This is a genomic window from Streptomyces humi (assembly GCF_001005085.2).
Lineage (GTDB): Bacteria > Actinomycetota > Actinomycetes > Streptomycetales > Streptomycetaceae > Streptomyces > Streptomyces humi.
On the sequence record NZ_LBMU02000079.1, the window covers coordinates 48,726 to 61,682 of the forward strand.

The 12,957-nt window shown below is 71.4% G+C and carries 14 protein-coding genes; 9 read left to right on the forward strand and 5 right to left on the reverse strand.

The window, feature by feature from the left end:
• Nucleotides 1-152: 152 nt before the first annotated feature.
• Complete coding sequence (locus AAW13_RS31480) at nt 153-797, forward strand: TetR/AcrR family transcriptional regulator (protein ID WP_046729964.1); 645 nt, start codon at nt 153-155, stop codon at nt 795-797.
• 58 nt (nt 798-855) lie between these two features.
• Here the strand turns inward: AAW13_RS31480 and def are convergent, their stop codons facing one another.
• Nucleotides 856-1,395 carry a peptide deformylase gene (gene def, locus AAW13_RS31485; RefSeq protein ID WP_046729965.1) on the reverse strand — a complete coding sequence of 180 codons (540 nt, stop codon included), beginning with the start codon at nt 1,393-1,395 and terminating at the stop codon, nt 856-858.
• Between the two features lie 150 nt (nt 1,396-1,545).
• Between def and AAW13_RS31490 the strand changes: the two genes are divergently transcribed.
• The 5 genes from AAW13_RS31490 to AAW13_RS31510 all read left to right on the forward strand — a co-directional run bounded on the left by AAW13_RS31490 (nt 1,546) and on the right by AAW13_RS31510 (nt 6,103).
• Nucleotides 1,546-2,784, forward strand: coding sequence for a MurT ligase domain-containing protein (locus tag AAW13_RS31490; protein ID WP_046729966.1), 1,239 nt, complete (start codon nt 1,546-1,548; stop codon nt 2,782-2,784).
• Nucleotides 2,785-2,809: 25 nt separating this feature from the next.
• Complete coding sequence (locus AAW13_RS31495; RefSeq protein ID WP_046729967.1) at nt 2,810-3,538, forward strand: type 1 glutamine amidotransferase; 729 nt, start codon at nt 2,810-2,812, stop codon at nt 3,536-3,538.
• A 180-nt stretch (nt 3,539-3,718) separates the two neighbouring features.
• Complete coding sequence (locus tag AAW13_RS31500; protein WP_046729968.1) at nt 3,719-4,744, forward strand: 6-phosphofructokinase; 1,026 nt, start codon at nt 3,719-3,721, stop codon at nt 4,742-4,744.
• A 181-nt stretch (nt 4,745-4,925) separates the two neighbouring features.
• Nucleotides 4,926-5,876 carry a cytochrome c oxidase assembly protein gene (locus AAW13_RS31505; RefSeq protein WP_046729969.1) on the forward strand — a complete coding sequence of 317 codons (951 nt, stop codon included), beginning with the start codon at nt 4,926-4,928 and terminating at the stop codon, nt 5,874-5,876.
• Nucleotides 5,877-5,920: 44 nt separating this feature from the next.
• The gene (locus AAW13_RS31510) at nt 5,921-6,103 is read left to right on the forward strand and encodes a hypothetical protein (RefSeq protein WP_046729970.1); all 183 of its coding nucleotides are present in this window, start codon (nt 5,921-5,923) and stop codon (nt 6,101-6,103) included.
• 4 nt (nt 6,104-6,107) lie between these two features.
• Here the strand turns inward: AAW13_RS31510 and AAW13_RS31515 are convergent, their stop codons facing one another.
• Genes AAW13_RS31515 through AAW13_RS31530 form a run of 4 tightly spaced genes read right to left on the reverse strand, consistent with a single transcriptional unit; the run spans nt 6,108 to nt 10,156 of the window.
• Complete coding sequence (locus tag AAW13_RS31515) at nt 6,108-7,313, reverse strand: sensor histidine kinase (RefSeq protein WP_046729971.1); 1,206 nt, start codon at nt 7,311-7,313, stop codon at nt 6,108-6,110.
• The gene (locus AAW13_RS31520) at nt 7,310-9,022 is read right to left on the reverse strand and encodes a sodium/solute symporter (RefSeq protein WP_046729972.1); all 1,713 of its coding nucleotides are present in this window, start codon (nt 9,020-9,022) and stop codon (nt 7,310-7,312) included. The genes AAW13_RS31515 and AAW13_RS31520 overlap by 4 nt, the downstream gene beginning before the upstream one ends.
• Nucleotides 9,023-9,044: 22 nt before the next feature.
• The gene (locus AAW13_RS31525) at nt 9,045-9,404 is read right to left on the reverse strand and encodes a hypothetical protein (RefSeq protein ID WP_046729973.1); all 360 of its coding nucleotides are present in this window, start codon (nt 9,402-9,404) and stop codon (nt 9,045-9,047) included.
• Between the two features lie 2 nt (nt 9,405-9,406).
• Complete coding sequence (locus tag AAW13_RS31530; protein ID WP_046729974.1) at nt 9,407-10,156, reverse strand: LytR/AlgR family response regulator transcription factor; 750 nt, start codon at nt 10,154-10,156, stop codon at nt 9,407-9,409.
• Nucleotides 10,157-10,276: 120 nt separating this feature from the next.
• Here AAW13_RS31530 and AAW13_RS31535 point away from each other — a divergent pair, with 120 nt between their 5' ends.
• From AAW13_RS31535 to rocD, 3 genes are all read left to right on the forward strand, one after another.
• The gene (locus AAW13_RS31535) at nt 10,277-10,762 is read left to right on the forward strand and encodes an Lrp/AsnC family transcriptional regulator (protein WP_046729975.1); all 486 of its coding nucleotides are present in this window, start codon (nt 10,277-10,279) and stop codon (nt 10,760-10,762) included.
• 145 nt (nt 10,763-10,907) lie between these two features.
• Complete coding sequence (ddaH, locus tag AAW13_RS31540; protein WP_046729976.1) at nt 10,908-11,717, forward strand: dimethylargininase; 810 nt, start codon at nt 10,908-10,910, stop codon at nt 11,715-11,717.
• 19 nt (nt 11,718-11,736) lie between these two features.
• Nucleotides 11,737-12,957 (forward strand): ornithine--oxo-acid transaminase, encoded by a 1,221-nt coding sequence (rocD, locus tag AAW13_RS31545; RefSeq protein ID WP_046729977.1) that lies wholly within the window; start codon nt 11,737-11,739, stop codon nt 12,955-12,957.

The following is a 12,957-nucleotide window of genomic DNA, read 5'->3' on the forward strand; positions in this document are numbered from 1 at the left end:
ATAATGTGTTACTAGCGGTAACCCAAGTCTGTTACCCGTCAGTAGGAAAAGTCAACTCCCAAGGTCACCTCGGTAGCCAGTTCGAGACGGGCTGACCGTCAGGTGTTAGTTTGCGCAGGCGTCACCGAAACAGCACGGGGTGGGGAGAGCTCATGGACACCACACAGCGGACCGAACAGCAGCGGTCCGCCGACCGCCGACGGCGTGAGCTGTTGGAGGCCGCCGACCGGGTGGTGCTGCGCGACGGCCCACAGGCTTCCATGAACGCGATCGCGGCGGAGGCCGGCATCACCAAACCGATCCTGTATCGCCACTTCGGCGACAAGAGCGGACTGTACGCGGCGCTGGCCAAGCGGCACACGGACGCGCTGCTGAACTCGCTGCGCGCGGCGCTGGACGCGCCCGCGGACCGCCGTGAGCGGGTCGAGGCGACACTGGACACCTACCTCGCGGCGATCGAGGCGCGGCCCCAGGTGTACCGGTTCCTGATGCACCCCGCGGACGGCAGCACCGGGGCGGACCAGGGGTTCGACGTCGGCAAGCACTCGGCGCCGCTGCTGCGGAGGATGGGCGAGGAACTGGCGCAGGTCATCGAGGACCGGCTGGATCTGGGGCCGAGCAGTCAGCAGCTGGCCCGCGTGTGGGGGCACGGGATCGTCGGGATGATGCATGCGGCCGGGGACTGGTGGCTTGGGGAACGGCCGTGTTCTCGAGACGAGTTGGTCAAGAGTCTGGCCGATCTTCTGTGGGGGCGTCTGGCGGCCGCGGGGGACAAGGTGGGGGGTCCTGGGTTCTGAGGGGTTGAGTTCCGGCTGAGCGCCGGTGGGGGCTTGTCGCGCCCCTGGGTATGTCACCTCACCGGTGCCAAGAGGATCTGGCCACCTGGCGCATCAGCCTGCGCTTGCGCCAGCCTGTGACGTGGTCGGCGTAGACGCGGCCCTCCAGGTGGTCGGTCTCGTGCTGGAGGCATCTCGCGAAGAAGCCCGTGCCGTGGATCGTGACCGGGTCCCCCTGAGCCGTGAAGCCCTCCACCACGGCGTGGTCGTGGCGTTCCGTACCCGCCTCCAGGCCCGGCAGGGACAGGCAGCCCTCCGGGCCGCGCAGCGTCACGCCGTCCACCGCCACCAGCCGCGGGTTCACCACGTGCCCCAGGTGGCGGACGTCCTCGTCGTCGGGGCAGTCGTACACGAACACCCGCAGCGGCTCCCCCACCTGGTTGGCCGCGAGGCCCACGCCCTCGGCCGCGTACATCGTCGCGAACAAGTCCTCCACCAGACGGGAGAGTTCCGGGCCGAAGTCGGTGACCTCCGCGCAACGGGCGTGCAGGACGGGGTCGCCGAGCAGGGTGAGGGGCCGGACCCGCCCGTGGGCGCCCGGAATGGAACCGTGTCGCATGGTCGCAAGGGTACGGTTCGAATCAGCCCCCGCCCGCCGCGCAGGCGAGGGCCGGAATTCGGGTGTGCGAACGGATCTCGATAGGCTTACCTCACACCACGTTGCCGGATGGCTGAGGCGCGGCGCGTACGCAAGGAGGATCGAGAACTGATGGCAGGCAACTCGGACCCGCTCACGCCGCGGGCCAAGCTGGCCGTGACCGCGGGCAAGGCGGTCGCGGCGGCATCGCGGGCAGCGGGGCGCGGCAGCGGATCCGTGATCGGTGGCCGGGTCGCTCTCAAGCTCGACCCCGACCTACTCGCCCGGCTCGCCCAGAACCTGGACGTCACGCTCGTCTCGGCGACGAACGGCAAGACGACGACCACCCGGCTCATCGCCGAGGCGCTGAAGGCCGCCGGGCCGGTCGTGTCCAACGCGCTCGGGGCCAACATGCCGGCCGGCATCACCTCAGCGCTGGCGGGCGGCTCGGAGTCCAAGTTCGGCGTCATCGAGGTCGACGAGAAGTACCTGGCCGGGGTGGCCCGGGACACCGACCCGAAGTGCATCGCCCTGCTCAACCTCTCCCGCGACCAGCTCGACCGCGCCGCCGAGACCCGGATGCTCGCCGAGAACTGGCGGGAGGGCCTGGCCGGCTCCAAGGCCGTCATCGTGGCGAACTGCGACGACCCGCTGGTGGTGTGGGCCGCGTCCTCCTCCCCCAACGTGGTCTGGGTCGCCGCCGGGCAGATGTGGAAGGACGACGCCTGGTCCTGCCCGTCCTGCGGTGGCGTGATGCAGCGCCCGGGCGACGACTGGTTCTGCGGTGAGTGCGGGTTCCGGCGGCCGACCCCGAGCTGGGTGCTGTCCGGGGACCACGTGCTCGACCCGCACGGGTCCGCCTGGCCCATCCACCTCCAGCTGCCGGGGCGCGCCAACAAGGCGAACGCGGCCTCCTCGGCCGCCGTCGCCGCCGTCTTCGGGGTGCCGCCGCAGGTCGCCCTGGAGCGGATGTACCAGGTGCAGGCCGTCGCGGGACGCTACGACGTCGTGCAGTTCCAGGGACGGGACCTGCGGCTGCTCCTCGCCAAGAACCCGGCCGGCTGGCTCGAGACCTTCTCGTTGATCGACCCGCCGCCGGCGCCGGTGATCCTCTCGGTGAACGCGCGCGGCGCGGACGGCACCGACACCTCCTGGCTGTGGGACGTGGACTACACGCGCCTCACCGGCCACCCGATCTTCGTGCTCGGTGACCGCAAGCTGGACCTCGCCGTGCGTCTGGAGGTCGCCAACCAGCACTTCCAGGTGTGCGACTCCCTCGACCAGGCCGTGCAGATGTGCCCGCCGGGCCGTATCGAGGTCATCGCGAACTACACCGCGTTCCAGGACCTGCGCCGCCGCGTCGGCAACTGACTGACCCCGAAGGAACGATCACCTCATGAGCGACAACCAACTGCGGCTGGTGTGGATCTACCCGGACCTGCTCAGCACGTACGGCGACCAGGGCAACGCACTCGTCGTCGAACGCCGGGCCCGGCAGCGCGGTCTCGACGTGGCCCGGCTGGACGTGCGCAGCGACCAGCCGATCCCGACCTCGGGCGACATTTACCTGATCGGCGGCGGCGAGGACCGTCCGCAGCGGCTCGCCGCCGAGCGGCTGCGCCGTGACGGTCACCTGTACCGGGCGGTGGAGAACGGCGCGATCGTGTTCTCCGTCTGCGCCGGCTACCAGATCCTCGGGCACGAGTTCATCAACGACCTGGGGCAGCGGGAGCCCGGTCTCGGCCTGCTGGACGTCACGACCGTCCGCGGCACCGGGGAGCGGTGCGTCGGTGACGTCCTCGGCGACATCGACCCGCGCCTGGGGCTGCCCCAGCTCACCGGGTTCGAGAACCACCAGGGCGTCACCCAGCTCGGCCCCACCGCCCGCCCGTTCGCCCGGGTCCAGCTGGGCCGCGGCAACGGCACCGGGGACGGGACGGAGGGTGCGTACAACGAGACCGTCTTCGGTACGTACATGCACGGGCCCGTCCTCGCCCGCAACCCGCTCATCGCCGACCTGCTGCTGAAGCTGGCACTCGACGTGAACGCGCTGCCGCCGATCGACGACCGGTGGTACGACGCGCTCCGCAACGAGCGCATCGCGTCCGCCCAGCAGCCCGCCTGAGCTGTACCGGAGAGTCCGGTTCCGGGCCCGCCTGACAGGGTGTCCGCTCACATGTGCAGGCGCGTCCAGCAGGCGGACGCCCGGTACGGAATGACCCCCTTGCGCCGGTAGGGTGGCCGCGATGTCAGCCGGACAGCGTGGTCCGGTCTCAGGCCCACGTGGAGAAGGTTGTTTCGGGCTATGCGCATTGGTGTCCTCACGTCCGGCGGCGACTGCCCCGGCCTGAACGCCGTCATCCGGTCCGTCGTCCACCGTGCCGTCGCCGACCACGGCGACGAGGTCATCGGTTTCCGGGACGGCTGGAAGGGCCTCCTGGAATGCGACTACCTCAAGCTCGACCTCGACGCGGTGGCCGGCATCCTGGCCCGTGGCGGCACCATCCTCGGCTCCTCCCGGGTCCAGCCCTCGCACCTGCGGGACGGCGTGGAGCGGGCGAAGGGCCATGTCGCCGAGCTCGGCCTCGACGCGATCATCCCGATCGGCGGTGAGGGCACGCTGAAGGCTGCCCGGCTGATGTCGGACGCGGGCCTGCCGGTCGTCGGCGTCCCGAAGACCATCGACAACGACATCGCCGTCACCGACGTCACCTTCGGCTTCGACACGGCCGTGGGGGTCGCGACCGAGGCCCTCGACCGGCTGAAGACCACCGCCGAGTCCCACCAGCGGGTGCTCGTCGTCGAGGTCATGGGCCGGCACACCGGCTGGATCGCCCTGCACTCGGGCATGGCCGCGGGCGCCCACGCCATCGTCGTACCCGAGCGGCCCTTCGACATCGAGGAACTGGCCCGCCGGGTCGGCGAGCGGTTCGAGGCCGGGAAGCGGTTCGCCATCGTCGTCGCGGCGGAGGGGGCGAAGCCGAAGGCCGGCAGCATGGAGTTCGACGAGGGCGGCAAGGACATCTACGGCCACGAGCGGTTCGCGGGGATCGCCCGGCAGCTCTCCGTCGAGCTGGAGCACCGGCTCGGCAAGGAGGCGCGGCCGGTGATCCTCGGGCACGTGCAGCGGGGCGGGACGCCCACGGCGTACGACCGGGTGCTGGCGACGCGCTTCGGGTGGCATGCGGTGGAGGCCGTGCACCGGGGGGAGTTCGGCCGGATGACCGCGTTGCGGGGGACCGACATCGTGATGGTGCCGTTGGCCGAGGCGGTGGAGACGCTGAAGACGGTTCCCGCGCAGCGGTACGACGAGGCGGAGACCGTGCTGTAGGGGCTGCGCCGTAGGGGGTGCTGATCCGTTGCCGGGTGCGGGCTGAGTGTGGCTTGTCCCGCAGTTCCCCGCGCCCCCAGAGGCAGGGACACTCGCCCCCGGTCGCAAGCGCGGTCGGGGGCGGTTCTACTCTTGTGGGCGGCAGTAAACGTACAACCCCCCACGAATCAGGAGCCGCCGGATGGAGCACAGCGGGCACGGCATGACCATGGATCTGCCGCCGTTCACGCTGGGGCGGGGGCTGGTGTGGTCGGCGGATCCGTTCTTCCTCGTGGCCTGTGTCGCGGGGCTCGCGCTGTACGGATGGGGTGTGGTGCGGCTGCGGCGGCGCGGGGACGCGTGGTCCGTGGGGCGTACGGTGTCGTTCGTGGTGGGTGTGCTGACCATCATGCTCGTGATGTGCACCCGGCTGAACGACTACGGGATGGTCATGTTCAGCGTGCACATGGTGCAGCACATGGTCATCAGCATGCTGTCGCCCATCTTCATCCTGCTGGGCGCCCCGGTGACGCTCGCGCTGCGTGCGCTGCCCGTCGCGGGCAAGGGCCGCAAGGGGCCCCGTGAGCTGTTGCTGGCGCTGCTGCACAGCCGGTACATGCGGGTGATCACCCATCCCGCGTTCACGATCCCGCTGTTCATCGCGAGCCTGTACGCGCTCTACTTCAGCCCGCTGTTCGACTTCCTCATGGGTTCGAGGGCCGGGCACGTCGCGATGATGGTGCACTTCCTCGCGGTCGGTGTCGTCTTCTTCTGGCCGATCATCGGTGTCGACCCGGGGCCGCACCGGCCGGGACACCTGATGCGGATGCTGGAGCTGTTCGCCGGGATGCCGTTCCACGCGTTCTTCGGCATCGCGCTGATGATGGCGTCCGAGCCGATGGTGGAGACGTTCAGGAACCCGCCCGCCTCGCTCGGCATCGACGCGCTCGCCGACCAGAACGCGGCCGGCGGGATCGCCTGGGCGTTCAGTGAGATCCCGTCCGTGCTGGTCCTGGTCGCGCTGCTGTTCCAGTGGTACGGCTCCGAGCAGCGCCAGGCCCGCCGTACGGACCGGGCCGCCGACCGGGACGGCGACAAGGAGCTGGAGGCGTACAACGCGTATCTGGCCTCACTGAACGCCCGCGAGGGCTGAACCGGGGCACCATGGAGGGGACGGACCACGAGGAGGCTGCCGCGATGCCCGGTTCTACGAACGGTTCGAACGGTTCCACCAAGGCGATGGGGGTCCTCACCCTGGGCGGCCTGGTGGTGGTGACGGCGTACACGGTGGCGCTCGGCAGCAACGGCTGGCTGTGGTTCGGGTGGGTGGTGCTGGGACTGCTCACCCTGGCGATGGTGATGACCCAGCAGAGCAACTGACCGGTCAGTCCGTCGCGAGACGGGCGGCCTGGTGCACCCCGGGCTGGTACTTGGGCAGCCTGGCGGTGATCTTCATGCCCGCGCCGACCGCGGTCTCGATGACGAGGCCGTGGTCGTCGCCGTAGACCTGGCGGAGCCGGTCGTCGACGTTGGACAGGCCGATGCCGCCGGACGGGCTGAGCTCGCCGGCGAGGATCCGGCGCAGCAGTGCCGGGTCCATGCCGGCGCCGTCGTCCTCGATGACGACCAGCGCCTCGGCGCCCGCGTCCTGGGCGGTGATCTGGATGTGGCAGGTGCCGGTCTTGCCCTCCAGGCCGTGCTTGACGGCGTTCTCCACGAGCGGCTGGAGGCAGAGGAAGGGCAGGGTGACCGGCAGCACCTCGGGGGCGATCTGGAGGGTGACCGTGAGCCGGTCGCCGAACCGGGCCCGGACCAGTGCCAGGTAGTGGTCGATGGCGTGCAGCTCGTCGGCGAGGGTGGTGAAGTCGCCGTGCCTGCGGAACGAGTAGCGGGTGAAGTCGGCGAACTCCAGGAGCAGCTCACGGGCGCGTTCGGGGTCGGTGCGCACGAACGAGGCGATCACCGCGAGCGAGTTGAAGATGAAGTGCGGGGAGATCTGGGCGCGCAGGGCGCGGATCTCGGCCTCGATGAGCCGGGTCCGGGAGCGGTCCAGGTCGGCCAGTTCCAGCTGGACGCTGACCCAGCGGGCGACCTCGCCGGCCGCGCGGACCAGGACGGCGGACTCGCGCGGGGCGCAGGCGACCAGGGTGCCGTGCACCCGGTCGTCGACGGTGAGCGGGGTGATCACGGCCCAGCGGACGGGACAGTCCGGGGTCTCGCAGTGCAGCCGGAAGGCCTCGCCGCGGCCGGAGTCCAGCGGCCCCGCGAGGCGCTCCAGGATCTCGGCGCGGTGGTGGCCGCCGACGCCGTCCCAGACCAGCAGGTTCTCGTGGTCGGTGAGGCAGAGGGCGTCGGTGCCGAGCAGGGTGCGCAGCCGTCGTGCCGAGCGGCGGGCGGTCTCCTCGGTGAGGCCCGCCCGGAGCGGGGGCGCGGCGAGGGACGCGGTGTGCAGGGTCTCGAAGGTGGCGTGCTCGACGGGGGTGCCCAGGCCGCCGAGGCTCTCGGGGCGTGCGGTGCGGCGCCCGAGCCAGAAACCGGCGGCCAGCAGCGGCAGGACGGCCACGCACAGGCCCGCCAGGAAACCGGTCACGCCTTGACCTCCGCGCGCAGCTCTTCCGGGAGGTGGAAGCGGGCCAGGACAGCGGCCGTCCCGGGCGGTACCCGGCTCGCGGTCGCCAGGGACACCGCGATCATGGTGAGGAAGCCCAGCGGCACCGACCAGAGGGCCGGCCAGGCGAGCAGCGCGTGCAGGTTGCCGGTGCCCGGGAAGTCGGCCATCGTCGCGGCCACCGCGCAGAACGCCGAGCCGCCGCCGACCAGCATCCCGGCGGCGGCGCCGGGCGGGGTCAGCCGTCGCCACCAGATGCCGAGGACCAGCAGCGGGCAGAAGGAGGACGCGGACACGGCGAAGGCGAGGCCGACCGCGTCGGCGACCGGCAGGCCGCCGACCAGGACTCCGGCGGCGAGCGGTACGGCCATCGCCAGTACCGTCCCGAGCCTGAAGTGCCGGACGCCGCGGGACGGCAGGACGTCCTGGGTGAGGACGCCGGCGACCGCCATGGTCAGTCCGGAGGCGGTGGAGAGGAACGCGGCGAAGGCGCCGCCCGCCACCAGCGCGCCGAGCAGTTCGCCGCCGAGACCGCCGACGACCCGGTCCGGCAGCAGCAGGACGGCGGCGTCCGCGTCCCCGGTGAGGGTCAGTTCGGGGGTGTAGAGGCGGCCGAGGGCGCCGTACACGGGTGGCAGCAGGTAGAAGAGGCCGATCAGGGCGAGGACGGCGACGGTGGTGCGGCGGGCGGCGACGCCGTGCGGGCTGGTGTAGAAGCGGACCACGACATGGGGCAGCCCCATGGTGCCGAGGAAGGTGGCGAGGATCAGCCCGTACGTGGCGTACAACGGGCGTTCCTCGCGGCTCTCGGCGAGCGAGGTGGACATGCCGCCGTTGGTGCCCCGGTCGGTGGCGGGCACCCGGGTGCCCTTGGCGAAGGTCAGCCGGGTGCCGGCGGCGATGCGGTGGGTGCCCTCGGGGAGGGTGACCCTGCCGGCGTGGTGGGCGTGGCCGTCGACGGTGCCGGAGACGGTGACGGTCAGGGGGCGGTCGAGCCGGACGGCCAGGGTGTCCTGGACGTCGACGGTGCGCCGGTCGCGGAAGGCGGCCGGTTCGTCGAAGGCGTGGGTGGGGGCGCCGGCGCCCTGCCAGGCGAGGACGAGGAAGAGGGCGGGGACCAGCAGGGCGGTGAGTTTCAGCCAGTACTGGAAGGCCTGCACGAAGGTGATGCTGCGCATGCCGCCGACGGCGACCGTGGCCACCACCACGACGGCCACGATGAGTCCGCCGAGCACGTCGGGGGCGCCGGTGAGGACCGTCAGCGTGAGTCCGGCGCCCTGGAGCTGGGGCAGCAGGTAGAGCCAGCCGACGCCGACGACGAAGGCCCCGGCGAGCCGTCGCACCGGCTGCGAGGCGAGCCGGGCCTCGGCGAAGTCGGGCAGGGTGTAGGCGCCGGAGCGGCGCAGCGGGGCCGCGACGAACAGGAGCAGGACGAGGTAGCCGGCGGTGTAGCCGACCGGGTACCAGAGCATGTCGGGGCCCTGGACGAGGACGAGTCCGGCGATGCCCAGGAAGGAGGCGGCGGAGAGGTATTCGCCGCTGATCGCGGCCGCGTTGAGGCGTGGTCCGACGGTGCGTGAGGCGACGTAGAAGTCGGAGGTGGTCCGGGAGATGCGCAGGCCGAAGGCGCCGACGAGGACGGTCGCGACGACGACCAGGGCGACGGCGGGTACGGCGTAGCTGGAGTTCATCTCACCTCGGCGCGGCGGGAGTTCATCGGTCCTCGACGAGGCGGACGAAGTCCTGCTCGTTGCGTTCGGCGCGGCGCACGTACCAGCGGGCGAGCAGGATCAGCGGGGCGTAGAGGCAGAAGCCGAGCACCAGCCACTCCAGGCGGCGGGCCTCGGGGGCGGCCGCGAAGACCAGCGGGAGCGGTCCGACGAGCAGCACGAGTACCGCGAACACGAGTAGGGCGACGCGGAGTTGGGAGCGCATGAGGGAACGGACGTAGGTGTGGCCGAGGGTGGTCTGCTCGTCGATCTCGGTGCGCGGCCGGTAGTAGCCCGAGGTACGGCGGCTGCGGCGGGGTGGTCCGGTGACGGTGACCCGGCGTTCCACGGGGTCGCTGGGCACGGTCAGACCCTCCTCATCAGCAGGTCCCGCAGCTCGCGCGTGTGGCGCCGGCTGACCTGGAGTTCCTCGCCGCCGACGAGGACGCTCACCGTGCCGGCGTCCAGGCGGAGTTCGCCGATGTGGCGGAGGGCGACGAGGTGGCGGCGGTGGATGCGGACGAAGCCACGGGAGCGCCAGCGGTCCTCCAGGGTGGACAGCGGGATGCGGACGAGGTGGCTGCCGCGGTCGGTGTGGAGCCGGGCGTAGTCGCCCTGGGCCTCGACGTGGGTGATGTCGTCGACGGCCACGAACCGTGTGACTCCGCCGAGTTCGACCGGGATGTGGTCGGGGTCGGGTTCGTGCACGGGTATCCGGGGTGCCGCGCCGCGCAGTTCGGCGACCCGCCGTACCGCCTCCGCCAGGCGTTCCTTGCGGACGGGCTTCAGGACGTAGTCGACCGCCTTGAGGTCGAAGGCCCTGACCGCGAAGTCCTCGTGGGCGGTCACGAAGACGACCAGCGGCGGCCGGGCGAAGCCGGTGAGCAGGCGGGCCATCTCCAGTCCGTCCAGGCCGGGCATCTGGACGTCCAGGAAGACGACGTCGACGGCTTCGGGGCCCTGCGGTCCGGACTCCAGGGCGCGGGTGATGCGGCGCAGCGCCTCGGTGGCGTCCGCGGCGCCCTCGACGCTGCCGATGCGCGGATCGGCGTGCAGCAGGTAGAGGAGCTCCTCCAGCGAGGGGCGTTCGTCGTCGACGGCGAGAGCGCGCAGCATGAACGGAGTGTAGGCGGCGGAGCGGGGCGCTGGACATGTCGTGGACGTGGACGTTCGCGGCGGACGAACCGGCTGAGGTGGTGTTCCCGAAGTGCCGTTCTCCGTGGTTACAGTGCGCACATGAACAGCGGCACCGCCTCCTTCGACGATCTCGACCGGAAGATCACCACCGCGCTGATGGCGAACGCGCGGACCAGTTTCGCCGAGATCGGCGCGGCCGTCGGGCTCTCTGCGACGGCCGTGAAACGGCGGGTCGACCGACTGCGCGAGACCGGTGTGATCACCGGGTTCACGGCCACCGTGAAGCCGTCGGCGCTCGGCTGGCGCACGGAGGCGTACGTCGAGGTGTACTGCGAGGGCGCGGCGCCGCCCCGGCGGCTCGCGGAGGTGGTGCGCAACCATCCGGAGATCACCGCGGCCATGACGGTGACCGGCGGCGCGGACGCGCTGCTGCACGTCCGGGCCCGGGACGTGGACCACTTCGAGGAGGTCCTGGAGCGGATCCGGGTCGAGCCGTTCATCCGCAAGACGATCAGCGTGATGGTGCTGTCGCACCTGCTGCCGGAGAGCCCGGAGGCCGGCGCGACGGTCGCGGCCCCGGAGTAAACGCACCGACGCTGCGTTTGTACGACCGGAGACGCAGCATTCCTGCGTGAACGCGCAGCATTTGTTTCTTGTCGCCCGTATCCGACGCTTTCTACCTTGGTGTCAACCCTCAGTCGACACCGTGGGAAAGCGGAGGAACCCCTCTGTGTCCGAAAGCCGTGTGCCGCGCCTCAGGCGCTTCCTTGTCTGCGAACCCAGACATTTCGCCGTGCAGTACGCGATCAATCCCTGGATGAACCCCGACACCAGGGTCGACGTCGATCTGGCCCGGGAGCAGTGGACGGCGCTGATCGACGCCTATCGTGCCCGCGGCCACAGCGTGGACCGGCTGGAGCCGGTCCCCGGCCTGCCCGACATGGTCTTCGCCGCCAACTCGGCGGTGGTCGTCGGCGGGCGGGTCTTCGGCTCGCTGTTCCACGCCCCCGAGCGGCGCCCCGAGTCGGGCCACTACGACCTGTGGTTCAAGACCGCGGGCTACGCCGTGCACCGTCCCGGTTCGGTGGTCGAGGGCGAGGGCGACCTGGTGTGGACGGGCCGGTACCTGCTGGCCGGTACCGGCTTCCGGACGTCCCGCGAGGCGCACCGGGAGGCGCAGGAGTTCTTCGGCCACCCGGTGATCAGCCTGACGCTGGTGGACCCGTACTTCTACCACCTGGACACCGCGCTGTTCGTCCTCGACGAGGAGAACGTCGTGTACTACCCGGAGGCCTTCTCGGCGGGCAGCCGCGAGGTGCTGCGCCGGCTCTACCCGGACGCGGTGCTCGCCACCCGCGACGACGCGCTGGCCTGGGGCCTGAACTCGGTCTCCGACGGCCGCCACGTCTTCATCGCACCGCAGGCCGAGGCGCTGGCCGGCCGGCTCGCCGACCAGGGCTACGAGCCGGTCCCCGTCGACCTGTCCGAGTTCCACAAGGCCGGCGGCGGCATCAAGTGCTGCACCCAGGAAATCCGCTGAGGACCAGGAGATCCCACACATGACCGCACCCGCACGCACGCGCTCGTCCGCCGGACTGATCAGGGCGGAGGAGCCGGTCCTCGCGCACAACTACCACCCGCTGCCCGTCGTCGTGGCCCAGGCCGAGGGCGCCTGGGTGGAGGACGTCGAGGGCCGCCGTTACCTCGACATGCTGGCCGGCTACTCGGCGCTCAACTTCGGCCACCGCCACCCCGTCCTGATCGAGGCCGCGCACCGCCAGCTCGACCGGCTGACCCTCACCTCCCGTGCCTTCCACAACGACCGGCTCGCCGAATTCGCCGAACGCCTCGCCCAGTTGACCGGGCTGGACATGGTGCTGCCGATGAACACCGGCGCGGAGGCGGTGGAGAGCGGCATCAAGGTGGCCCGCAAGTGGGCCTACGACGTGAAGGGCGTCCCCGCCGACCGCGCCACGATCGTCGTCGCCGCGGACAACTTCCACGGCCGTACGACCACGATCGTCAGCTTCTCCACGGACGAGACCGCCCGCGCGGGCTTCGGCCCCTTCACGCCGGGCTTCCGGGTCGTGCCGTACAACGACCTGGCGGCACTGGAGGCGGCGGTCGACGAGACGACCGCGGCGGTCCTCATCGAGCCCATCCAGGGCGAGGCCGGCGTGCTGATCCCCGACGACGGCTATCTGACCGGCGTCCGGGAGCTGACCCGGCGGGCGGGCTGCCTGTTCGTCGCCGACGAGATCCAGTCAGGGCTCGGCCGCACCGGGCGTACCCTCGCCGTCGACCACGAGGACGTCGTCCCGGACGTGCTGCTGCTGGGCAAGGCGCTGGGCGGCGGGATCGTGCCGGTGTCGGCGGTGGTGGCCCGGCGGGAGGTGATGAGCGTGCTGCACCCGGGCGAGCACGGCTCGACGTTCGGCGGCAACCCGCTCGCCGCGGCGGTCGGCACGGCGGTGGTGGAGCTGCTGGAGGGCGGTGAGTTCCAGCGCCGGGCGGCCGAGCTCGGCGTGGTCCTGCGGGACGGCCTCGCGGAGCTGGTCGGCAGGGGGGTGGTCGGCTTCCGGGCGCGCGGACTGTGGGCGGGCGTCGACGTGGACCCGGCGATCGGCACCGGGCGGGAGATCAGCGAACGTCTGATGCACGAGGGCGTGCTGGTCAAGGACACCCACGGCTCCACCATCCGGCTGGCCCCGCCGCTGACCGTCACGGCGGACGAACTGCGGTCCGCGCTGGCGTCGTTGGAGAAGGTGCTGGCACTCTGA